This is a genomic window from Stenotrophomonas sp. 85239_Sma, from assembly GCF_056481725.1.
In genome coordinates this window covers 296,360-317,799 of sequence record NZ_CM151163.1, presented here as the reverse complement: position 1 = coordinate 317,799, position 21,440 = coordinate 296,360, and the positions used below count along the sequence as shown (strand labels likewise).

At 68.1% G+C, this 21,440-nt stretch carries 22 protein-coding genes; 14 read left to right on the top strand and 8 right to left on the bottom strand.

Annotated elements, in window-relative coordinates:
• Window positions 1-140 precede the first annotated feature (140 nt).
• Window positions 141-530, top strand: coding sequence for a DUF6165 family protein (locus ACYKG1_RS01435; RefSeq protein ID WP_100474893.1), 390 nt, complete (start codon window positions 141-143; stop codon window positions 528-530).
• Window positions 531-536: 6 nt separating this feature from the next.
• Here the strand turns inward: ACYKG1_RS01435 and ACYKG1_RS01430 are convergent, their stop codons facing one another.
• Both ACYKG1_RS01430 and ACYKG1_RS01425 read right to left on the bottom strand, forming a co-directional pair.
• Entirely contained in the window at window positions 537-1,220 is a 684-nt protein-coding gene (locus ACYKG1_RS01430; RefSeq protein WP_202908136.1) for a response regulator transcription factor, read from the bottom strand.
• Between the two features lie 199 nt (window positions 1,221-1,419).
• A complete protein-coding gene (locus ACYKG1_RS01425) occupies window positions 1,420-1,992 on the bottom strand; it encodes an OmpO family porin (protein WP_100474895.1) in 573 nt (190 codons plus the stop codon).
• Between the two features lie 210 nt (window positions 1,993-2,202).
• On the opposite strand from ACYKG1_RS01425, the gene ACYKG1_RS01420 reads away from it, so the two are divergent.
• Both ACYKG1_RS01420 and ACYKG1_RS01415 read left to right on the top strand, forming a co-directional pair.
• Window positions 2,203-4,605, top strand: a complete 2,403-nt coding sequence (locus ACYKG1_RS01420) for a S9 family peptidase (protein ID WP_478471594.1) — start codon at window positions 2,203-2,205, stop codon at window positions 4,603-4,605.
• Window positions 4,606-4,696: 91 nt separating this feature from the next.
• Window positions 4,697-5,056 carry a DUF1428 domain-containing protein gene (locus ACYKG1_RS01415; RefSeq protein WP_100474897.1) on the top strand — a complete coding sequence of 120 codons (360 nt, stop codon included), beginning with the start codon at window positions 4,697-4,699 and terminating at the stop codon, window positions 5,054-5,056.
• A 15-nt stretch (window positions 5,057-5,071) separates the two neighbouring features.
• Here ACYKG1_RS01415 and ACYKG1_RS01410 read toward each other — a convergent pair whose 3' ends face one another.
• Together ACYKG1_RS01410 and ACYKG1_RS01405 are read right to left on the bottom strand one after the other, a co-directional pair.
• Window positions 5,072-5,758, bottom strand: a complete 687-nt coding sequence (locus tag ACYKG1_RS01410; protein WP_100474898.1) for a hypothetical protein — start codon at window positions 5,756-5,758, stop codon at window positions 5,072-5,074.
• 107 nt (window positions 5,759-5,865) lie between these two features.
• The gene (locus ACYKG1_RS01405; protein ID WP_478471591.1) at window positions 5,866-6,741 is read right to left on the bottom strand and encodes a histone; all 876 of its coding nucleotides are present in this window, start codon (window positions 6,739-6,741) and stop codon (window positions 5,866-5,868) included.
• Between the two features lie 490 nt (window positions 6,742-7,231).
• Here ACYKG1_RS01405 and ACYKG1_RS01400 point away from each other — a divergent pair, with 490 nt between their 5' ends.
• The 9 genes from ACYKG1_RS01400 to ACYKG1_RS01360 all read left to right on the top strand — a co-directional run bounded on the left by ACYKG1_RS01400 (window position 7,232) and on the right by ACYKG1_RS01360 (window position 15,135).
• Complete coding sequence (locus ACYKG1_RS01400; protein ID WP_262083974.1) at window positions 7,232-8,665, top strand: Do family serine endopeptidase; 1,434 nt, start codon at window positions 7,232-7,234, stop codon at window positions 8,663-8,665.
• Between the two features lie 101 nt (window positions 8,666-8,766).
• The gene (locus ACYKG1_RS01395) at window positions 8,767-9,132 is read left to right on the top strand and encodes a hypothetical protein (RefSeq protein ID WP_004153835.1); all 366 of its coding nucleotides are present in this window, start codon (window positions 8,767-8,769) and stop codon (window positions 9,130-9,132) included.
• An 8-nt stretch (window positions 9,133-9,140) separates the two neighbouring features.
• Entirely contained in the window at window positions 9,141-9,611 is a 471-nt protein-coding gene (locus ACYKG1_RS01390) for a phage holin family protein (protein WP_004153834.1), read from the top strand.
• Entirely contained in the window at window positions 9,608-10,063 is a 456-nt protein-coding gene (locus tag ACYKG1_RS01385; protein WP_100474901.1) for a protein sip-5, read from the top strand. Before ACYKG1_RS01390 ends, ACYKG1_RS01385 begins: the two co-directional genes overlap by 4 nt.
• A 67-nt stretch (window positions 10,064-10,130) precedes the next feature.
• On the top strand, window positions 10,131-11,240 hold the full coding sequence (locus ACYKG1_RS01380; protein ID WP_478471589.1) for an AI-2E family transporter: 1,110 nt from the start codon (window positions 10,131-10,133) through the stop codon (window positions 11,238-11,240).
• 31 nt (window positions 11,241-11,271) lie between these two features.
• On the top strand, window positions 11,272-11,991 hold the full coding sequence (locus tag ACYKG1_RS01375) for an HAD family hydrolase (protein WP_100474903.1): 720 nt from the start codon (window positions 11,272-11,274) through the stop codon (window positions 11,989-11,991).
• Window positions 11,992-11,994: 3 nt separating this feature from the next.
• Window positions 11,995-13,362 carry a leucyl aminopeptidase family protein gene (locus ACYKG1_RS01370; protein WP_478471587.1) on the top strand — a complete coding sequence of 456 codons (1,368 nt, stop codon included), beginning with the start codon at window positions 11,995-11,997 and terminating at the stop codon, window positions 13,360-13,362.
• A gap of 136 nt (window positions 13,363-13,498) precedes the next feature.
• Complete coding sequence (locus tag ACYKG1_RS01365) at window positions 13,499-14,602, top strand: catalase family peroxidase (protein ID WP_478471585.1); 1,104 nt, start codon at window positions 13,499-13,501, stop codon at window positions 14,600-14,602.
• Window positions 14,599-15,135, top strand: coding sequence for a cytochrome b (locus ACYKG1_RS01360; RefSeq protein WP_100474906.1), 537 nt, complete (start codon window positions 14,599-14,601; stop codon window positions 15,133-15,135). The genes ACYKG1_RS01365 and ACYKG1_RS01360 overlap by 4 nt, the downstream gene beginning before the upstream one ends.
• Window positions 15,136-15,690: 555 nt before the next feature.
• On the opposite strand, the gene ACYKG1_RS01355 is transcribed toward ACYKG1_RS01360, so the two are convergent.
• The 4 genes from ACYKG1_RS01355 to ACYKG1_RS01340 are packed head-to-tail and all read right to left on the bottom strand — an operon-like array spanning window position 15,691 to window position 19,180.
• Window positions 15,691-16,293, bottom strand: coding sequence for a response regulator transcription factor (locus ACYKG1_RS01355; protein ID WP_100474907.1), 603 nt, complete (start codon window positions 16,291-16,293; stop codon window positions 15,691-15,693).
• Window positions 16,290-17,504 (bottom strand): sensor histidine kinase, encoded by a 1,215-nt coding sequence (locus tag ACYKG1_RS01350; protein ID WP_478471583.1) that lies wholly within the window; start codon window positions 17,502-17,504, stop codon window positions 16,290-16,292. The genes ACYKG1_RS01355 and ACYKG1_RS01350 overlap by 4 nt, the downstream gene beginning before the upstream one ends.
• Before the next feature lie 6 nt (window positions 17,505-17,510).
• Window positions 17,511-18,287, bottom strand: a complete 777-nt coding sequence (locus ACYKG1_RS01345; protein WP_478471582.1) for an ABC transporter permease — start codon at window positions 18,285-18,287, stop codon at window positions 17,511-17,513.
• Window positions 18,284-19,180, bottom strand: a complete 897-nt coding sequence (locus tag ACYKG1_RS01340; RefSeq protein WP_478471580.1) for an ABC transporter ATP-binding protein — start codon at window positions 19,178-19,180, stop codon at window positions 18,284-18,286. The genes ACYKG1_RS01345 and ACYKG1_RS01340 overlap by 4 nt, the downstream gene beginning before the upstream one ends.
• Before the next feature lie 202 nt (window positions 19,181-19,382).
• Between ACYKG1_RS01340 and ACYKG1_RS01335 the strand changes: the two genes are divergently transcribed.
• Window positions 19,383-20,633 (top strand): efflux RND transporter periplasmic adaptor subunit, encoded by a 1,251-nt coding sequence (locus ACYKG1_RS01335; protein WP_262227488.1) that lies wholly within the window; start codon window positions 19,383-19,385, stop codon window positions 20,631-20,633.
• Window positions 20,634-20,736: 103 nt separating this feature from the next.
• On the top strand, window positions 20,737-21,426 hold the full coding sequence (locus tag ACYKG1_RS01330; protein WP_019661817.1) for an ABC transporter ATP-binding protein: 690 nt from the start codon (window positions 20,737-20,739) through the stop codon (window positions 21,424-21,426).
• Window positions 21,427-21,440: the final 14 nt, after the last annotated feature.

Genomic DNA, 21,440 nt, shown 5'->3' with positions numbered 1-21,440 from the left:
ACGGCAGTGTCCAGTGCGTGGCCGTAACGGATCGAGGGTGCGGCCCGGCCTGCGGCGCAAATTCGGCGTAAATCCCTTGGGATCGGGGCCACGCGCCAGCGGCGCGGTATCATGACGCCCTGTTTCCAGGAACCAACCGCGTGGACGCCATCCTGACCCCGGTATCGATCGGCGAGCTGATCGACAAGATCACCATTCTCCAGATCAAGGCAGAGCGCATCGACGATGCCGCCAAGCTGGCCAACGTGCGCACCGAGCTGGATGGCCTGCTGCCCCTGTTGCAGCAGCAGCTGCAGGCACAGCCGGCGCTGGCCGCACTGCAGCAGCAGCTGAAAGCGATCAACGAGCGCATGTGGGACATCCAGGACCAGCTGCGCGACAAGGAAGCGGCCCAGGCGTTCGACGATGCGTTCATCCAGTTGGCACGCGGCGTCTACGGCACCAACGGCGAGCGCGTGCAGGTGAAGAACGAGATCAACCGCGTGGCCGGTTCGGCACTGGTGGAAGAGAAGCAGTACCAGGGTGAGTAAGACCGCTCATCCGCACTCCAGCAGGTGCCGGAAGCGGAACAGGTCGCCGTCACCGCGGATGCCGAGCTTGCGGTAGGCCGACGTCTTCTGCGAGCTGATCGTGCTGGCCGAGCGCCCCGATCGCAGGGCCATTTCGCTGGTGCTGATCCCTTTCAGCACCAGCCCGAGCACTTCACGTTCGCGCTGGCTCAGCGGCGCCAGTGCCGGGGCCGGCATCCTGCGTGCACGGGTGCGTGGCAGATTCAGTTCCGCGCGCAGTTCCGGTGGCACGAAGCGGCCTCCCCGGGCGACCACGTCAATGGCACGCAGCAGCAGGTCCGGTGGCGTCGATTTGGACAGGAAGCCGCGCGCACCAGCACGCATCGCAGTGGCCACCGTGCTGGCATTGCAGTGCGCCGAGAGCACCAGCACCGGCAGCGCCGGCCAGCGCTGCGACAGCACGCGCAACAGGGCCAATCCATCGCCCAGGTCGCCCATCGGCAACGCATCGATCAGCAGCAGGTCGACGCATGCCGGGCTGCGCTCCAGCAGCTGCAGCAGATGGGCCTCGCTGGACAGGCTCACCCGGACCTGCACGCCACTGTGCTGGCGCAGCAGCACTTCCACCCCCAACCGCAGCACCGGGTGCGGGTCCAGCAATGCCAAGCGTCGTGGCCGATCAGGCAGCAGGGGCGGGAGGGTCGGTGGCATCGCGGCCTGTCCAGGCAACATGGGGCATCCACCGTAGGTCGGTGCCCGCAGCGGCGGAATCCAATTCCTTGCAATGGCCGGCCCGCCAACCCGGTCAGTCAGACAGCGTTCCGGTTTGCCACGCCGCAAACGCAACAGGCCCGGCAAATGCCGGGCCTGTTGGAGCTTCTCCAGCGCGGGAATCGCGCAGAGTGGGCAATTACCAGCTGAAGCGCGGGCCGACGGTGTATTCCTTGTCGCCGTGGCGGTTCATCTTCAGCTCGCCGTTCAGGCCCCAGTTCTGGTTCAGCTTGACCTGACCACCCAGGCGGCCGTACCACTCGCCATCCGGATTGACGCCGTGCTTCTTGGCGTAGTCTTCGTAGCCGACCATGCCGTAGACCTCGGCGTGGGCGCCGAAGGCAGTGCGGATACCGGCTTCAGCGCTGTAGCCGTTGAAGTCCAGACCGTGCTTCGGGTCGAACTTCTGGTAGGCAACGCGGGCAACGAAGTCGGTGCTCGGAGCGATTTCAACGTTGTAGCCGGCACCGATCTTCCACTGGTCAACCTTCAGGTTGGTGTGGTCGATTTCCTGGCGGCTGTATTCGCCGAAGGCGTGGAAGTTCGGCAGGAAGCCGTAGGAACCCTTCACGCCCCAGCCATCCGCCTTGATGCCATCGACGTCGGTCTTGGCGTAGTCGGCTTCGGCGTAGTTGTAGGACAGGTTCTCAGCAGCCGAGGCGGTGAACGGCAGGGCAGCGGCCAGGGCCAGAGCAATCAGCGAATTCTTCATGGGGGTACACCTTTACTTTCTTATGGTGTGCAGCAGCGCCAGGGCGCCATCGCATCGGGAATGTAAATTCTCCGTTATTCGCCACAACGTTCCCTGAAAACAGCAGTCTTCGCATTGCTGAATTTTTTGCCTTGATTCAGGCTTCGTCTGGCATACGCGCGCGGCGCGCGTGCATCTGAATCCCGCCGACGATTGCAAAAGGAGGTTGCCTTGTACGTGCCTGCCCCGCTGCGGTTGCCGTTCTGCGCCGCCATCCTGGCCTTCGCCGGCGTGATTTCCATCGCATCGGCGCAGCCGCTGCAACCCTCCGACTACCAGCGCGCCGAACGCGTGCACGACAGTCATCTGCGCGGTGCACTGCGCAATGCTTCGATCATGCCGAACTGGTTGGCCGATGGCCGCTTCTGGTACGAGCGCGAAGATGCGCAGGGCCGACGCCAAGCGGTCCTGGTCGATCCAGCGCAGGCCACCCGGCAGATCCTGTTCGAGCCAGACGCACTGGACACTGCGGTTGCGCCCTTCGGAGCCAGCGGACCACGCCTGCGCCTGGCCAGCGTGCAGGTGATGGGTGATGGCCTGCGCCTGCGTTTCAGCGGTGAGATGCCGATCGACTGCCAATGGCCACGCTGGCACTGCGTGCGGTCGCAGGATGCAATGCCGCCGGCAGATGCGCTGCCTGCGCCCGCTGGCGATGCCTGGCTGCAGGTGCGCGACCACAATCTGTGGCTGCAGTCGCCCGGAATGGCAGCACGAGCGCTGACCACCGGCGGTGAACCCGGCCAGGGTTATGGCGTACTGCCGGACTTCACCCTGCGTGGCATTCCACGCCGCCAGGGCCGGATGCCGGCGCGGCCGTTCGCGGTCGGCTGGTCACCGGACGGCCGCTACGTGGCCGGCATCCGCTACGACGAACGTGCGCTGCAGGACTACCCCTATCTGGAAAGCACGCCGGCCAACAGCGCGCGCCCGCGCGTGCATACAGTGAAGCTGGGAGTGCTTGGCGATGCACAACAGGTACGCGACAGCCTGTATGTGGTCGATACCCGCAGCGGCAGGCAGCATGACATCGCGCTGCCCGAGGGCTGGAACACCCTGAGCGAGGCCGGCATCCTGGGCTGGGACGGTGGCCGCCTGTATGCCGTGGTCGCGCACTTCGCAGCGCCACGGCGCCTGCGCCTGGTGGAGATCGAGGCCGGCAGCGGTGCACTGCGCACCGTGCTGGAGGAGGCCAGCGATACCCGCCTGCAGCTCAACGTGTACTCGTACAACCGGCCGGCGGTGGCGATCCTGCCTGGGCAGGACACGGCCGTGTGGTTCTCGCAGCGCGATGGCTGGGGCCATCTGTACCGGGTGCGCCTGTCCGACGGCAAGGTGCTGCGCCAGCTGACGCGTGGCCGCTGGGCGGCGCGTGACCTGTTGGGCGTGGACGCTGCGCGCGGCTGGGTGTACTTCAGCGCCGGGGGTATCGAGGGGGGCGATCCCTACGTGCGCGGCCTGTACCGGGTCTCGCTGCAGGGCGGGCCGGTCCAGCGCCTGGCCGCCGAAGGCAATGACCACCTGGCCGATGCCGGTACCGGCGCGCTGTTCGGCGGGCGCGCTCCCCAGGCACTGTCGCCTGGCGGTGGCTATCTGGTGGATACCGTTTCCCGTCTCGACCAGCCACCACGCACCCTGCTGCGGGCCAGCGATGACGGCCGTGAAGTGATGGTGCTGGAAACAGCCGATGACAGCGCGATCGTTGCTGCCGGCTGGCGCCCACCACGGCGCGAACGGCTGCTGGCTGCCGACGGGCGCACGCCGATCTTCGCCACCGTCTACCTGCCCCGCGACTATCGCGATGACGGCAGCTTCCCGGTGATCGATGCGATGTACGGCGGTGCCTTCATCAGCAATGCGCCGGTGACCTATGCCGAAGCCGTATCGGCGTTGAATCCCGTCTCGCGCGCCAGCCTGGCCGAACTGGGCTTCGTGGTGGTCAGCATCGATGCGCGCGGCACCGGCGGCCGCGACAAGGCGTTCCATGACAGCAGCTTCCTGCACGCCGCCGATGTGCAGCTGGATGACCATGTGGCTGCACTGCGCCAGCTGGGCGAACGCTACCGGGGCATCGATCTGCAGCGGGTCGGCATCTATGGGCATTCGTTCGGCGGCTACAGTGCAGCACGCGCCCTGCTGCGCTATCCGGCGTTCTACAGGGTCGGCGTGGCTTCGGCTGGCAGCCACAACTTCCAGGGCATGTACGGCGGCACACTGCACGGCATGGACCGGCTGTTCGGTGGCGTGCTGCCAGCTGCGGCGATGGCCGATGGCGTGCCGCCACCCTTTGCCGGGCTCGACAATGCAGCGCTGGCCGGCAACCTGCGCGGACATCTGCTGCTGGTTTACGGCGAACTGGACGAGAACGCACCGCCGGCACTGACCCTGCAGCTGGCTGCGGCCCTGAACACGGCCCAGCGCCGCTACGACCTGCTGTACCTGGCCCGGCAGGACCATGAGCTGTTCCGCAACGACGCCACCTACACGCACCGCATGTGGGACTACTTCGTGCGTCACCTGGCCGGCCGGGAGCCGCCGGATACGGTGCTGGCACCGCTGCCCGGCGGCCCGGGCTGAACAGGCGTACACAGGATGTCGAACCAGGGCGCCCTGGTTCGTCGGGTACTTGAAGGCCGTGCATGCGGCACGGTCCATCCGGAGGCAGGCAATGAGCTACATCGATGGTTTCGTCCTGGCGGTGCCCACCGCCAACAAGGAGAAGTTCCTCGCCCACGCACGCACGGGTGATCCCGTTTTCGTCGAGTACGGGGCGCTGCGCGTGGTCGAATGCTGGGGTGACGACGTACCGCACGGCAAGACCACCGACTTCTTCGGCGCGGTGAAAGCCACGCCGGATGAGACGGTGGTGTTTTCCTGGATCGAATGGCCGGACAAGCCGACCCGCGACGCCGGGATGAAGAAAATGATGGAAGATCCGCGGTTCGATCCGGCGAAAAATCCGATGCCGTTCGACGGCGCGCGGATGATCTACGGCGGCTTCGTGCCGATCTACGAACTGACGCGCTGAACCCGGCGGACGTGCTCAGCGCGCGTCCGTTTCATCGCCGGCAGCGGCATGGCCGGCGCCCAGTGCGGCGCCGGCACCCAGGCCCATGCCACCCATGCCGGCACCCGTTCCGCCGCCGCCACCTCCACCACTGCGGGCGCCCTTGGCATCGCCATCGTTGCGGCCCTTGCCGCCGCCGCTGGCACTGGGCCGGGTCGGCCCCTGCGGTGGAATGTGCAGGTCGGACGGGATCGGCGCGAGGTCCAATGCTGCGCGCACGAAATCGCGCAGCGAGACCACCAGGTCGTGGATGTGCACCGGCCGCCCCTGTGCGAGTTCGTTGGCCGCACGCGCGGCCAGCCGAACCTGTTCGTCGGTGCCCAGCAGCAGGATGTCCGACAGCGCGGCCTCGACTGCATCGCGGATGCGGCGCGCGCGATCCGAGCGCGGCTCGGCGATGCCTTCGGCATCTTCGCGCTGGCGCAGGTCACGGCGATGGCTGGGATCCACGCCCAGTTCTCCAGTGAACGAACCCCCCAGCGTCTTGTAGGCCGCCATCAGCGTGCGCAGCCGTTCGTTGATCTGCCGGTTCTCGCGCTCGCGGCGCTGCTGCAGGGTCTGCATCACCAGCAGGCGGATGCCCACGCCCAGCAGGGTGATCAAAACCAGGCCGGCCAACGTGGACAGCACGCCCTGCCAGGAACTGAAGTCGATACCACGCATGGTCAGGGCTCCTGCAGGAAGAACCTGCATCTTGCCCCAGACCGCGCCCCATAAACGCGAAAGGCCCCACCACCCGGTGGGTGGCAGGGCCTTCGGTCACGGCGCGATTACTTGCGCTTGGCGGCCTTGCGCACGGCCTTCTTGGCCGGAGCCTTCTTGGCCGGAGCCTTCTTGGCGGCGACCTTCTTCAGCGGCGCAGCCTTCTTGGCGACCGTCTTGCGGGTGGCGGCAACTTTCTTGCCGACAACCTTCTTGGCAGCGGCGGTCTTCTTGCCGACCACCTTCTTGGTGGCCGCGGTCTTCCTGGTGGCGACCTTCTTGGTGGCGGCAACCTTCTTGCCGACAACCTTCTTCGCAGCCACGGCCTTCTTGCCAGCGACCTTCTTGGCGGCGACGGTCTTCTTGCCAGCGACCTTCTTGGCGGCGACGGTCTTCTTGGCCACGGCCTTCTTGGCGGTGGCGACCTTCTTGCCGACAACCTTCTTGGCCGCAGCGGCCTTCTTGGCAACGGTCTTCTTCGCGACGGCAGCCTTCTTGGTGGCGGCCTTCTTCACGGTGGCGACCTTCTTGCCGGCAGCCTTGGTGGCGGCCTTGGTGGTCTTCTTGGCAGCAGCGGCCTTCTTGGTCACAGCCTTGCCTGCAGCGGCCTTCTTCTTGGCCACTTCCTTCTTCAGGGCAGCGGCTTCGGCCTTGGCATTCTTCTTGGCCGCTTCCAGCTTCTTCTTGGCGTTGGCAACGGTCTTGCCGACCGACTTGGCGGCCTTCTCGGCCTTCTTGGCAACGGTCTTCTCGACCTTGGCCACAGCCTTCTTGGCCTTGGCAACGCGGGTACCGGCAGCCTTGGTGGCGCGCTTGACGGTCTTCTTGACCGACTTCACGGCGTCTTCGGCGGCGTGGGCGATGGTCTCGCCGACGTTGGCGGCGGTTTCTTTGACGTTCTCGACGGCGTCGGTCACGACCGACACACCATTACCGTTGCTCATGTTGCCCTCCTGGGGGCCTTAAGTATCAAAACGGGGCGATGCTATACCGACATTGACGATCGTGGAACGGGGCACGCGCCCGCAATCGCATCTGATGCGACGGCCATGGTGTAGCGCAGCACCGCTACAAGAGCGCCGGGTTTGCAGGAAACCCCTTTTTTTAAGGACTACGCCACGCCAAGCACGTGGTCGGGGATTGCCGTTGCGTGCGGTCGCACGGATACGGCATCCGGTGCATGTTGCGGCGCATTGCGGCACCCGGCTGCGCGGAACTGCGCAAGTATCCGTCGGTGTCCGCGCGCCAAGCGATCATCTTTGGTGGCGCAGGCGTCGCCTGTGCGGGTGTCGCCACAGCCTGTTGCCCCCCTCCGCGCCGGCCTTTTGCAGCCTGCGATTTTCATGGCGCATTTATCCAGACCGCGACACACTCATTCAGCCTGTTTTACCGTAGGGCCGAACCGCCCCCACCCACGCCAGCGAACCGACTCCCATGCGACCGCTTCCCACCCTGCTCACGCTCGCAATCGCCGCCGCCTTCGGTGGCTTCGTTGCCACCGGCATCAATGCCCACCTGGACAACCGTGCCGACGCCGCGCCACTGCCAGCGGTACTGCCGACCACGGCGGCGTTGCCGGCCGCGGTGGCCGGGCAGGCGGTGCCATCGCTGGCGCCGATGCTGGAAAAAGCGATGCCGGCGGTGGTCAGCGTCAACACCAAGCAGGTGGTGCGCGTGCGCAACCCCTTCTTCAACGACCCGTTCTTCCGCCGCCTGTTCCCGGACATCCCGCAGGAGCGCATCAACGAATCGCTCGGCTCCGGCGTGATCATCGACGCCAAGGAAGGCCTGGTGCTGACCAACCACCATGTCATCGAGAACGCCGATGACGTGCAGGTGACACTGGCCGACGGGCGCACGGTGAAGGCCGAGTTCCTCGGCTCGGACCGCGATACCGACATCGCGCTGATCCGCATCCCGGCGCAGAACCTGACCGACATCAAGCTCGGCAACAGCGACCGCCTGCGGGTAGGCGACTTCGTGGTGGCCATCGGCAACCCGTTCGGCTTCAGCCAGACGGTCACCTCGGGCATCGTCTCGGCGGTGGGCCGCAGCGGCATCCGTGGCCTGGGCTACCAGAACTTCATCCAGACCGATGCGTCGATCAACCCGGGCAACTCCGGTGGCGCACTGGTCGACCTGCAGGGCCAGCTGGTCGGCATCAATACCGCCAGCTTCAACCCGCAGGGCAGCATGGCCGGCAACATCGGCCTGGGCCTGGCGATTCCGTCCAACCTGGCGCGCAGCGTGGTCGACCAGCTGGTCAAGCACGGCGTGGTGGTGCGCGGCACGCTGGGCGTGGAGAGCCAGAACCTGACCGCGCAGATCGCGCAGGGGCTGGGCCTGGGCGAAACGCGGGGTGCGCTGATCACACGCGTGCTGGCCGGATCGGCCGCCGCCGCGGCCGGACTGAAGCCGGGCGACGTGGTGGTCTCGGCCAACGGCCAGCGCGTGGACAGCGCCGAAGCCCTGCACAACGTGGAAGGCCTGGCGGCGGTCGGCAGCCCGCTGGCGCTGGACGTCCGACGCGAAGGCAAGCCACTGCAGATCAAGGCAACGCTGAAGGAACAGGCGCGTGCGGTCACCGGTGAGAGCCTGGACCCCCGGCTGACCGGTGCCACCTTCGTCGACCTGCCCGAGTCGCTGCGGCAGTCGGGCGTCGGCGGCGTGCTGGTCAGCGAGGTCAAGCGCGGCAGCCGCGCGGCGACCAACGGCCTGCAGCAGGGCGACATCATCACCGACGCCACCGTGGGTGAATTCGCCGACCTGGCCAGCTGGCGAGCCAATTTCCAGCAACGCCCGCCGACCCTGGTGGTGCGCGTGCTGCGCAACAACGGCCAGCAGCAGGGCCAGCTCGTGATGCGCTGATCGCCCTGCCGTAACACCCCCTATACCGCGGCAATGCTATTGCTGTCAGTCCAGGTCGGCACCGCCGACACCCGTTCCCCCATCGCAACAGGAGTGATTCGATGAGCCCCACCAATACCGAGAACCTGAAGGAACACCTGGGTGAAGCCGGTTCCCATCTGAAGCAGGCCGCCACGGCCGCCGGCGGTGCGATCAAGGGCGCAACCGGCGCAGCGACCGACGAACTGCGCATCGGCAAGGCCAACGTCAAGGCTGAACTGTCCGACAGCGCGCTGTCCGGCCTGGCCGCCGCCGAGTTCGGTGGTGCCGCCGCCAAGGAGCAGGTCGATGCCCTGATGGACAAGGGCAAGGACCTGATCGACAGCGCAGCCGAGTTGATCCGCGAGCGTCCGCTGGCCTCGTTCGGCGTCGCCTTCGCTGCCGGCTGGATCATCGCCAAGCTGGCCCGCGGCAGCAGCGACAAGTAAGCCGCGGCGTGAGCGAAGACAACGCGCAAGCCCCTGATCCGGCGGCCACCCCGCCGCTGGATGAGAGCATCCGCCAGGTCGGCGCGGCCGGTCGTGCCGCCGCCGATTCGGCCAAGCATTCACTGCGCTCGCTGCGCCGCCTGGCCTCGGCCGACTTCGCGCTGGCACGCAGTGCGTTCGGGCGTGCACTGGCCTGGGCCGGCGTGGCGATCGTGTTCGGTGCCTCGGCCTGGCTGCTGATGGCCGCCACCCTCATCGCCCTGCTGCAGAGCTGGGGCCTGAGCTGGCTGCAGGCGCTGCTGATCACCTCGCTGCTGAGCCTGGCCGTTACCGGCTATGCGATCTGGCGAGTGTCCTACTTCTTCCACCACACCGGCATGCACGCCACCCGGCGCCAGCTGTCACGCCTGGGCCTGTTCGACGAGCCCAGCGAAGACGATCCCGATGCCGACGTGCAGCTGCCAGAGGGCAAGCCATGAAGTTCGGTGCACTGCAGCGGCGGGTGAAACGCTGCGAACAGGTGGTGACCGTGCGCCTGGTCGAGACCCAGGACCACTGGTCCACGCTCAGCCAGGTCTGGCGACAGGGCTGGTCACCGCTGCGCATCGTGGTGGTCGGCCTGGCCGGCGGCTTCATTGCCGGCAAGCTGGAAGTGCCGGGCAAGGTCAACGGTGCGCGCTGGCTGCAGATGGTGGGTTCAGTCTCGAACCTGTTCGCCAGCGCGCAGGCCGCGTTCGCCACGGCCATGGCGGCGCAGGCAGCCGCCACCGCCGACGACGCGGCCGAAGAAGCCGGCGAGGCCAGCGAACAGGCGTCAGCGGCAGCCTCCGCTGCTGAAGCACCGCCTGCACCGGCACCGCGCCCGGAACCCGAACCGGAACTGCGCGAACCGCGCCCGGCCGAAGCGGCCACCGAGCTGTCCGAACGTTGATCCACGGAATCCGCCGCGCCGATCACGGCCGGCGGATAATGCGCTCCCCTTCCCGGTTGGTGCGTCGATGAGCGAGTCCCACCTGTCCCCGTCACCGGCCAGCCCCGAACAGCCCGATGCACCGTTGCCGCCACCGTCGCGTCCGCGCGGACCGATGTCGCTGGTGGTGCTGGCGACCCTGGCGGTGGGCTACACGCTATGGGCGGCGCAGGACATCATCCTGCCGGTGCTGCTGGCAATGTTCTTCGCGCTGGTCGGCAATCCGATCCTGCGCCTGCTGCAGAAGCTGTGGATTCCGCGTGCGCTGGGCGCCCTGCTGATCCTCGGTGCCGGCCTGGGCGTGACCGGCTCGCTGGCAGTGCAGCTGATCGGACCGGCGATGGAGTGGGCGCAGGAAGCACCGCAGCAGCTGCGCAAGATCGCCCGCCAGGTACAGGGCCTGACCAAGCCGGTGCAGCAGGCCAACCAGGCCGCGGAGAACTTCGCCCGCGTTGCCGGCGGCGACAGCAACCGCAAGGTGCAGGTGATCCGCGCCCAGCTCGACGACCCGTACCGCATGCTGACCCGTGCGCCACGGCTGGCCGCGTCGGTGCTGGCGGTGGTGCTGCTGACCCTGTTCTTCATGATCTACGGGCAGAGCCTGCAGCGCGCGGCGATCGCCCTGTTCCCGAACCGCCAGCAGCAGCGCTTCACCAGTGACATCCTGCGTTCGATCGAGCGCGAGGTCTCGCGGTATGTGCTGACCATCAGCGTGATCAACACCCTGGTCGGGCTGGTGTTCGCCGGTGTGCTGATGCTGCTCGGCATCGGCCTGCAGGAAGCGCTGCTGTGGGGCACGGTGGCTGCGCTGCTGAATTTCGCCCCGTACGTGGGGCCGCTGATCGGCGTGGCACTGATGCTGCTGATGGGCTTCGTCGAGTTCCGCGATCCGCTGCAGGCCCTGCTGCCGGCCGCCGCCTACCTGGCCCTGCACACCCTGGAAGGGCAGATGGTGACCCCGATCGTACTGGGCCGGCGCATGAAGCTGTCGCCGCTGGTGCTGATCCTGGCGCTGATGGTGTTCGGCTGGGCCTGGGGCATGATCGGCCTGCTGCTGGCGGTGCCGCTGCTGGTCTGCATCAAGCTGGTGCTGGCGCGACTGGACGGCATGCAGGGCTGGGCCCGGCTGCTGGAATGAAAGCCCGCGCGGGCAGGCGTAGAATGGCGGGGTGAATTTCCCCGTCCAAGCCATCACTCTCGACCTTGACGACACGCTGTGGCCGTTCGCTCCGATCGGCGCCCGCATCGACCTGGTCCTGCACGAGTGGATGCGTGAACACAGCCCCGCCACTGCTGCGATGTATCCGGTGGCGGCAATGCGCGAACTGCGCGAGCGCCTGTACCACGCCCATCCGCACCTCCACCACGACCTGAGCGCGCTGCGCCGGTTGACCCTGCACGAAGCCCTGCAGGCCAGCGGCGCCAGCCTGGAGCTGCTGGAACCGGCGTATGACGTGTTCTTCGCCGCACGCAACCAGGTCGAGTGCTACCCCGATGCGATCGACGCGCTGGCGCGGATTGCCGCGCGGGTGCCGGTGGCAGCGCTGAGCAACGGCAATGCCGATCTGGAGCGGATCGGCCTGGCCCATCATTTCGCCTTCCAGCTGGGCGCGCGCGAGCACGGCGCCGCCAAGCCCGAGGCGAGCATCTTCCACGCCGCCTGCACCCGCCTGGGTGTGGTGCCGGCACAGGTACTGCATGTCGGCGACCATGCCGAGATGGACGTGGCCGGGGCGATCGCTGCCGGCCTGCGCGGGTGCTGGATCAATCGCGAAGCAGCCACCTGGACCCATCCGCACCTGCAGCCGGACCTGCAGTTCAACACCCTCACCGGCCTGGCCGACTGGTTGGACGCCAACCTCGACGCCGCCGCACCCCGGAGTACCTGACGCATGAGCGAGATCACTGGTTTCACCACCGACACCGCCGCAGCGCTGCCGCTGTACGTGCTGGACCGCGAGCAGTTCGCCGCCTGGAAGGACGGCCAGCCGGCCGCCACCCAGGCCTGGCTGGCGTCGCAGGGCTTCAATGCCGGCGCGCACAGCGTGGCCCTGCTGCCCGGCACCGATGGCCTGGCCGGTGCGGTGATGGGTGTGGGTGATCGTGCTGATGCCTACAGCTATGCGCATGCCCCGCACGCCCTGCCGGAAGGCAGCGTGTGGCAGCTGGCCAGCGAACTGCCGGCCGCCGAACTGGCGCTGCTGCAGCTGGGCTGGGGCCTGGGCAGCTACCGCTTCGACCGCTACCGCAAGCGCAACCGCGCGCCGGCCCAGCTGGTGGCGGCACCGTCCGGCGAGGTGGCCGACCTGATCGCCGCCAGCCTGCGCGTGCGCGACTGGGTCAACACCCCGACCGAAGACATGGGCCCGCAGCAGCTGGAAGACGCCGCGCGCGCCTTGGCCGATGCGCATGGCGCGCAGGTCGAAGCGATCACCGGCGATGAACTGCTGAAACAGAACTTCCCGGCCATCCACGCCGTGGGCCGCGCATCGCACCGCGCGCCGCGCCTGATCGTGCTGCGCTGGGGCAAGGACACCGATCCGGCGCTGGTGCTGGTCGGCAAGGGCGTGTGCTTCGATACCGGCGGCCTGGACATCAAGCCGGCCGACGGCATGCGCAACATGAAGAAGGACATGGGCGGCGCCGCGCATGCACTGGCCCTGGCCGGCCTGGTGATGGCGCGCGGGCTGCCGGTGCGCCTGACCCTGCTGGTGCCGGCGGTGGAGAACGCGATCGGCCCGGATGCCTTCCGCCCGGGCGAAGTGATCGCCACCCGCAAGGGCCTGAGCGTGGAGATCGACAACACCGATGCCGAAGGCCGCGTGATCCTGTGTGATGCGCTGACCTTCGCCGGTGAGCAGAAGCCGGACCTGGTGCTGGACTTCGCCACCCTTACCGGTGCCGCACGCATCGCTCTGGGCCCGGATCTGCCGGCGCTCTTCAGCAATGACGACAGCGTGGCCCAGCAGTGGCTGCAGGCTGGCGACGCGACGCGCGACCCGGTCTGGCGCATGCCGCTGTGGCGCCCCTACCTGCGTTACCTGAGCAGCGGCATCGCCGACCTGGCCAACGCCGGTTCGCGCATGGCCGGCTCGGTGACGGCCGCGCTGTACCTGGAGCGCTTCCTGGAAGACGGCCAGCGCTGGGCGCACCTGGACGTGTACGCCTGGAACGACGGCGAACGCCCGGGCCGTCCGGCCGGTGGCGAAGCGCTGGCGCTGCGTTCGGCGTGGGCGATGCTGAAGCAGCGCTACAGCTGATCGGGTGGGTGCCGACCGTTGGTCGGCACGCCGTCCCCGGCAAATCTGACGAAAAATTGAATTCCGGCCCCGGCCGGGTTCTGCGAGGATGTGTGGGTCGACCACCCACACGCTCCGTGAAGGCAGGAACCCGACCATGTCGCTCTTCCGCTACACCCGTGCCGGCCAGACGGCGGGCGCACCGCGCGGGCATTCACCGCTGCTCTGGATCGCACTGATCGCGCTCATCCTGGGCGGCGTCGCGCTGGCCTTTGCCTGGCTGGCCGGCTGGATTGGCGACCGCCTCACCGCGCAGCGCTTCACCGACACCATCGAGGCCACCGGACCGGCACATCCCGGCTTCCGCCGCGCGCACAGCAAGGGCATCTGCGTGAACGGCTGGTTCGAACCCAGTGCGCAGGCCCCCACCCTGTCCAGTGCACGGGTGTTCTCGCAACGCCGCGTGCCGGTGATGGGCCGCCTGTCGATCGGCGGCGGCGACCCGTATGGCGCCGACAACACCGCGCGCGTGCGCAGCCTGGCGGTGCAGATGGTCAGCGATGATGGCCAGGAATGGCGCATGGCGATGAACAGTTTCCCGTTCTTCGCCGTGCCCAACGCCGAGGCGTTCTACGAACAGACCCGCGCCTCCATCCCGGACCCGGCCACCGGCAAGCCCGACCCGCAGAAGATGGCTGCGGTGCTGGTCAAGTACCCCAGTGCACAGGCCTTCCAGCAGTGGGCCAAGACCGCGCCGTGGACCAGCAGCTGGGCCGACACCACCTTCAACAGCGTCAACAGCTTCTGGTTCACCAACGCGCAGGGCCAGAAGCGCGCAGTGCGCTGGCACTGGCAGCCGCAGTCGCCGGTGGTGGAGATGGATGCGGAAACGCGCAAGAAGGCCAGCGTCGATTTCCTCAGCCAGGAACTGCAGCGGCGCCTGGCCAGCGGCCCGGTGCGCTGGAACCTGGTCGTGACCACGGCCGAGCCCGGCGATGCCATCGATGATCCGTCGGTACCGTGGCCCGAGTCGCGTGATCAGGTGGTGGCCGGCGTGCTCAGCCTGGACCGCATGCAGTCGCAGGAACAGGGCGCGTGCGGCCAGATCAATTTCGATCCGCTGATCCTGCCCAGTGGCGTGCGTGGCAGTGACGATCCGATCCTGGCGGCCCGCTCCGCCGTGTACTCGCAGTCCTTCAACCGCCGCGAACGCGAACGCGCCACCGGCAACGTCGAGCAACCGAAGGAGGCCGCGCGATGAGCACCGGCAACGGCCACTTCAACCTGCTGGCGCGGGTGCTGCACTGGTCCATGGCACTGATGATCATCGCCATGCTGTTCGTCGGCGTGACCATGGTTGCCTCGCTGCACCTGCGACCGATGCTGATCGACCTGCACCGTCCGCTGGGCATCGCCATTGGCGTACTGGTGCTGCTGCGCCTGTACAACCGGCTGCGCCATCGCCCGCCGCCACTGCCGGCGGATCTTCCGGTGTGGCAGGTGATGGCGGCCAAGGCCTCGCACTGGATGCTGTACGCGCTGATGCTGGCGATGCCGTTGATCGGCTGGGCGATGCTGTCGGCCGGCGGCTACCCGATCGTGCTGTGGGGCGGCCTGCACCTGCCGCCGATCGTGCCGCATACCCCAGCGCTGTATGCCGCGTTGCGTAATGCGCACAGCCTGCTGGCGTATGTGTTGTTCGCCACGGTGCTGATGCATGTGGGTGCGGCGCTGTTCCACCTGTGGATCCGGCGTGATGGGGTGTTCCAGGCGATGGCGCGCGGGAAGGATTGAGCGGGTTCGCCGGGAGTTCCCGGTGATGTCATTTCCGCGACCGCGGGGGGGTGTCACTTTCTTTGCGCGCAAAGAAAGTAACCAAAGAAACGCTCCGCCGGCCGCGAGCCGACGTGCTGCGCACGCCGGTGTCCTGTGCTCCTCGGCCCGTCGAGGGACGGCGCGGGAACTCGCTGCGCTCAAACACCCGCGCCTCTTCGCCCTCGCCGGACCTGCGGTGCTCGGCTCGCTCAAGGCGGACTGGAAGGTCAAGATCAACAGCAAGAGCATCCACGCATGGCGTGGATCTACTGGGTGCAGCTTTTGCCTTTGACGTTGGGTCCGCCTTGAGCGAGCCGAGCATCGCAGGGGAATCAGGGGCGAAGAGGCGCCAGTGTCTGAGCGCAGCGAGTTCGGCGCCGTCCCCTGATTCCCCGAGAAGCGCAGGGCACCGGTGCGTAGCACCGGCTCGCGCTCTGGCGGCGTGTTTCTTTGGTTACTTTCTTTGCACGAGCAAAGAAAGTGACACCCCTCCGCCGTCGCGGAAACGACATCACCAGGAAAGGCAGGCCGCCCCTACAACCACCCCTTCTGCCGCGCCAGCCGATACGCCTCGATCCGATTGGCCACGCCCAGCTTGCCGATGCACTCGGACAGGTAATTGCGCACCGTACCGTGCGACAACCCCAACTGCTCGGCAATCTCGCTCGCGCTGCGGCCCTCGCCCGCCAGCCGCAGCACGCGGCGCTCACGGTCGGTCAGTGGATCGGCCTGCGACCACGCATCCAGTGCCAGCTGCGGGTCGATCGCGCGGATGCCCTGCTTCACCTTGCGCAGCGCGTCGGCCAGGTTCTCGGCCGGTGCGTCCTTCAGCAGGTAGCCCAGCACGCCCGCCTCCAGCGCGCGGCGCAGGAAACCGGCACGGGCGAAGGTGGTCACGATCACCACCTTGATCGGCAGTTCGTGGCGGGCGATGCGCTGCGCCAGTTCCAGACCGGACAGGCCGGGCATCTCGATGTCGGTAACCAGGATGTCCGGTTGAAGCTGCTGCAGCATCCGCCACGCGGTTTCGCCATCGGCGGCGCTGCCCAGCACCTCGATATCCGGCTCCAGGCCCAGCAGCGCCGACAGTGCACCGCGCACCATCGCCTGGTCTTCGGCCAACAGGATGCGGATCATGCGGCACCGTCCTGCGCCAACGACGTGGACGACAGCGGCGTGGTCGCGGCCATCAACGGCACCCGTACCGTCAGCACTGTGCCGGCCCCGCGCGGCGACTGCAGCGTCAACTGGCCACCGAGTGCTGCGGCCCGCTCACGCATGCCGCACAGTCCATTGCCCTCGGCCTGCACGCCGCCACGGCCGTCATCGCGTATCTGCATCGCCAACTGTCGTTCCTCAATCGTGAAATCCACCTGCACCCGGGTCGCCTGCGCATGGCGCACGATGTTGGTTGCCGCCTCGCGCAGCACCAGTGCCAGGCCACGTTCCACGTCCACCGGCATGGCAGGTGGCGTCGTGTACTGCAGATGTACCTGCTGGCATTCCAGCAGCAGGCGTGCCGATGCCAGCTCGCCAGCGAGGTCGCTGGCGCGGATGCCGGTCACCGCACTGCGCACCTGTGCCAGCGCTTCGCGGGCGATCGCCTCGGCTTCGCCGATCTCCTGCCGCGCGCGCGCATCGCCACGGTCGTGCAGCTTGCGCGCCAGTTCCAGTTTCAACGTGATCAGCGACAGGGTATGGCCGAGCAGGTCGTGCAGGTCGCGGCCGATGCGCTCGCGCTCGGCGGTGGTTGCCAGCCGCCGCACCTCGTCCTGGGACAGCTGCAGGGCAACGTCGCGCTGCTGGCTCAGGGCCTCCACGTTCACCACCAGCCCGACGATGAACGAGACCGCCGGCATCCACACCATGGCCTGCCACGGATAACCGAAGTACAGCGCGGTGCTGCAGAACAGAAGGTTCAACCCAGCGAGCTGCAGAAGATACTGCCACCAGCCGCCCCGCCCGCTCATGCGGATCATCACGCAGCCGAACACGAAATAGCTCAGTCCCGAGGGATACCACGGCAGCAGTACCAGGGCCATCACGATCATGCCCAGCGCATAGCGCCATGCATGGTGCCGTGGCGCCAGCATCACCTTGGCGTAGAACAGCAGGAACAGCGGATAGCTGACCAGAGTCAGCAGCAGCCAGCGCAGGGTGAAGCCGTTCCCCAGCACCGGGGTGAGGAAGATCCATACCGACCACAGAAGGTGGATCGCACCGCCCCAGGGCGACTTGCCACGTCGCAGCAGCTCGGCCACCGCCGAATCCGGTGCGGGGCGCAGCAGGGAGGCAAGCCAGCTCGGTGGCACGGGCGGATCCAGGCGGGGACGATCGCTGCCGATCATGCCAGTTCAGCCGATCCGGCGCAGGCGGCGCCGTGCCAACAGCAGCGCCACTACCGTGACCACCAGCAGCACCAGCAGATGGCTGGCGAGACTGCCCGCGGAGGGCAGCCCGACAACCGGCAACGCCAGCTGCGCCAGATGCCAGGTCGGCCACAGCGGTGCCATCGTCGAGAACACGGCGGGCAGCGCCGACAGCGGCAACCACAGGCCCGACAGCAGGGCCAGCGGCAGGTAGACCAGGTTGACCATCGCCGGCGCCGCGCTGGCACTGGCATGGCTGCCGATCAGCAGGCCGATCGCCCCCAGCGGCACTGCCGCCAGGCCCGCCACCGCCAGCAGCTGCAGCACCTGCAGCGCATGCAGCCGCACGCCACCGAACGCGTGTGCCACGCCGATCAGCAGCGAGGCCACCAGCAGCGCGAACATCACCGCCATGGCCAGCCGTGCCAGCAGCGGTGCTGCCGTCGGCGTCGGCAGCGCGCGCTTGAGGGTCAGCAGGCCGCCTTCGCGGTCCAGCGCCAGCTGCACGCCGAAGCCGAACAGCGCCGGGGCCATCGCACCAAACACGCAGTAGGTGGCCAGCAGGTACAGTGGCGCGTGACCGCGCCCCAGCAGCACGCCGAACAGCAGGTAGAACAGCACCGGGAACAGCAGCGAGGGCACTGCGAACGCCGGTGTGCGCCAGGCCCGGCGCAGTTCGGCCAGCAGTTCGGCACGGTAGGGGCGCAGTACCTGCCGCCACACAGGCAGCGGTTGCCCGGCGGGTCGGATCAGGGTGTTCATGCAGCCTCCCGGGTCATGTCGAGGAAGGCGTCGGCCAGCGCCGCGCCCTGTACTTCCAGTTCGCGCAGCTGCGCGTCGGCAGCCAGCAGGCGGGCCACCACCGGCTCGGCCGGGCTCGCCAGCAGCTGCAGGTGTTCACCGTCACGCTGTACCTCCTGCACGCCCGGCCACCGCAGTACGTCTTCAGCAGGCAGCACACTGCGGCAGCGGATGCGGCGCGGCCGATCAGTCAGGCGCAGCTCGCTCAATGGCGCATCGGCCAGCACCCGCCCCTGCTCCAGCACCACCACCCGCTGCGCCAGCGCTTCAGCCTCCTCCAGGTAATGGGTGGTCAGCAGCACACCGCAGCCTTCGGCCACCAGCTGCCGGATCGCCTGCCACATCGCCTGCCGCGCCTGGATGTCCAGGCCGGTGGTGGGCTCGTCCAGGAACAGCACGCGTGGGCGGCCACACAGGGCGATGGCGAACTGCACGGCACGCCGCTGGCCGCCGGACAGCTGGCCATAGCGACGGCGCGCCAGCGCCTGCAGGCCCGCGCGCTGCAGCACCTCCTGCAACGGCATCGGGTCGGGATAGCAGGCGCTGGCCTGCGCCACCAGTTCATCCACCTGCAGCATCGCTGGCAGGCTGGTGCTCTGCAGCATCACGCCCAGGCCGAGGCGGCTGGCGCGATGCTGCGGGTCGCCGCCGAGCAGTTCGACCTGGCCGGCGTCGACACGGCGCAGGCCCAACAGCACGCTGATCGCGGTACTCTTGCCGGCACCGTTGCGGCCCAGCAACGCCAGCACCTGGCCAGCACGGACCTGCAGGTCGATGCCATGCAGGGCGGTATGGTCGCGGTAGCGCACCTGCACCTGCTGCAGGCGGGCCAGCGACGGGGCGATCGGATCCATGGGCGGTACCGGTAGCGGGGACGTTGCCATCCTGTGCCGCCGTGGTCACATTTCGCAGTTGCTGCCGTCAGTGTCATCGGGTGACAGCTGTCACTGCCGTCATCGCTGTGCCTGCCTTCATGCTGTGCCGCACGCTCCACCGCCGGAACCGCCGCCGTCTGCGCTTCCGGCCACACCCGCCCGAACGCCTGTGATGGAACGAATGAACGCTTCTGCCGAGCTGTTGAAGGAACTCCGTATCGAACGCAAGCCGCCGCCCGCCTCCGGTGGTGGCAGCAATGGCGGTGGCCGCCGCTGGCTGTGGATCGCAATCATCGTGGTCGTGTTGCTGCTGGCCGCTGCGGCCTTCGCCCTGTTCGGCCGCGCGCCGGCGGTGGACGTGGAAACCGCCCCCGCCGTGGCCATCCAGCAGGGCAGCGCCAGCAGTTCGGTGCTCGACGCCAGTGGTTACGTGGTCGCCCGTCGCATGGCCACGGTCTCGGCCAAGATCACCGGCAAGGTGCGCGAGGTGATGATCGAGGAAGGCATGCGGGTGGAGCAGGGCCAGATCATGGCCACGCTGGACCCGATCGATGCCGACGCCCAGCGCAGCCTGTACGCCTCGCAGCTGCAGGCCGCGCGCAGCCAGGTCGCCGGGTTGGAGGCGCAGCAGCGGCAAGCTGCCGCCGAAGCCAGCCGCCTGCAGGCGCTGGTCGGCCAGCAGCTGGTGTCGCGCTCGCAGTACGACCAGGCCGTGGCCCAGCGCGACAGCCTGCGCGCGCAGCTGGATACCGCACAGCGCAACGTCAAGGTCGCCCACGACCAGCTGGCCATCGCCGACCTGGGCGTGGACAACAACATCGTGCGCGCACCGTTCTCCGGCGTGGTCACCGCCAAGGCGGCGCAGCCGGGCGAAATCGTTTCGCCGCTGTCGGCCGGCGGTGGCTTCACCCGTACCGGCATCGGCACCATCGTCGACATGGACTCGCTGGAGATCGAAGTCGAGGTCGGCGAGGCCTTCATCGGCCGCGTGCAGCCCAAGATGCCGGTGGAAGCCACGCTCAACGCCTACCCGGAATGGAAGATTCCCGGCGAGGTGATCGCCATCATCCCCACCGCCGACCGCGGCAAGGCCACGGTGAAGGTGCGCGTGGCGCTGAAGGTGAAGGACCCGCGCATCGTGCCGGAGATGGGCGTGCGGGTCAGCTTCCTGGAACAGGCGCAGCCGCAGGCCGCGGCCAAGCCGCAGGGCGTGCGCGTGCCGGGCGGCGCCGTGGTCCAGCGCGACGGCGCCTCGGTGGCCTTCGTGCTCGGTGACGAGAACCGCGTGCAGCAGCGCACGGTCGAGGCCGGCCAGGCGATGGGCAAGGACCGCCAGATCCTCAAGGGCGTAAGCGCAGGCGAGTCGGTGGTGGTGAACCCGCCCGACACCCTGCGCGATGGCGCCAAGGTGCAACAGAAACAAGCGCAGTAACGGCCTGGCGCCTTCGGGCGCCGCCGGCAGCACCGTTCGACGCACGCCCCCCGGCCTCCGCCGGTGCGCTTCCCCGTTTCCCGCCTTCCGTGGAGAATCACCCATGTCGACCCTGGTTTCACTGCGCAACATCACCAAGACCTACCAGCGTGGTCCCGAGAAAGTGCAGGTGCTGCACGGCATCGACCTGGACATCGCCCGCGGCGACTTCGTCGCGCTGATGGGCCCGTCCGGCTCTGGCAAGACCACCCTGCTCAACCTGATCGGTGGCCTGGACAATCCCAGCGGCGGCGAAATCAGCATCGAGGGCGAGCGCATCGACCAAATGAGCGGCGGCCAGCTGTCGACCTGGCGCAGCCATCATGTCGGCTTCGTGTTCCAGTTCTACAACCTGATGCCGATGCTGACCGCACAGAAGAACGTGGAGCTGCCGCTGCTGCTGACCCACCTCAATGCCGCCCAGCGCCGCCGCAATGCGGAGATCGCGCTGACCCTGGTCGGCCTGGCCGACCGCCGCAGCCACCGCCCGAATGAATTGTCCGGCGGCCAGCAGCAGCGCGTGGCGATCGCCAGGGCGATCGTCTCCGACCCGACCTTCCTGATCTGCGACGAACCCACCGGCGACCTCGACCGCCAGTCCGCCGAGGAGATCCTCGGCCTGCTGCAGCAGCTCAACCGCGAGCATGGCAAGACCATCATCATGGTCACCCATGACCCGAAGGCCGCCGAGTACGCCACGCACACGGTGCACCTGGACAAGGGCGAGCTGGCCGACGCGCCGCTGGCCCACTGACGGAGGCCACGGCG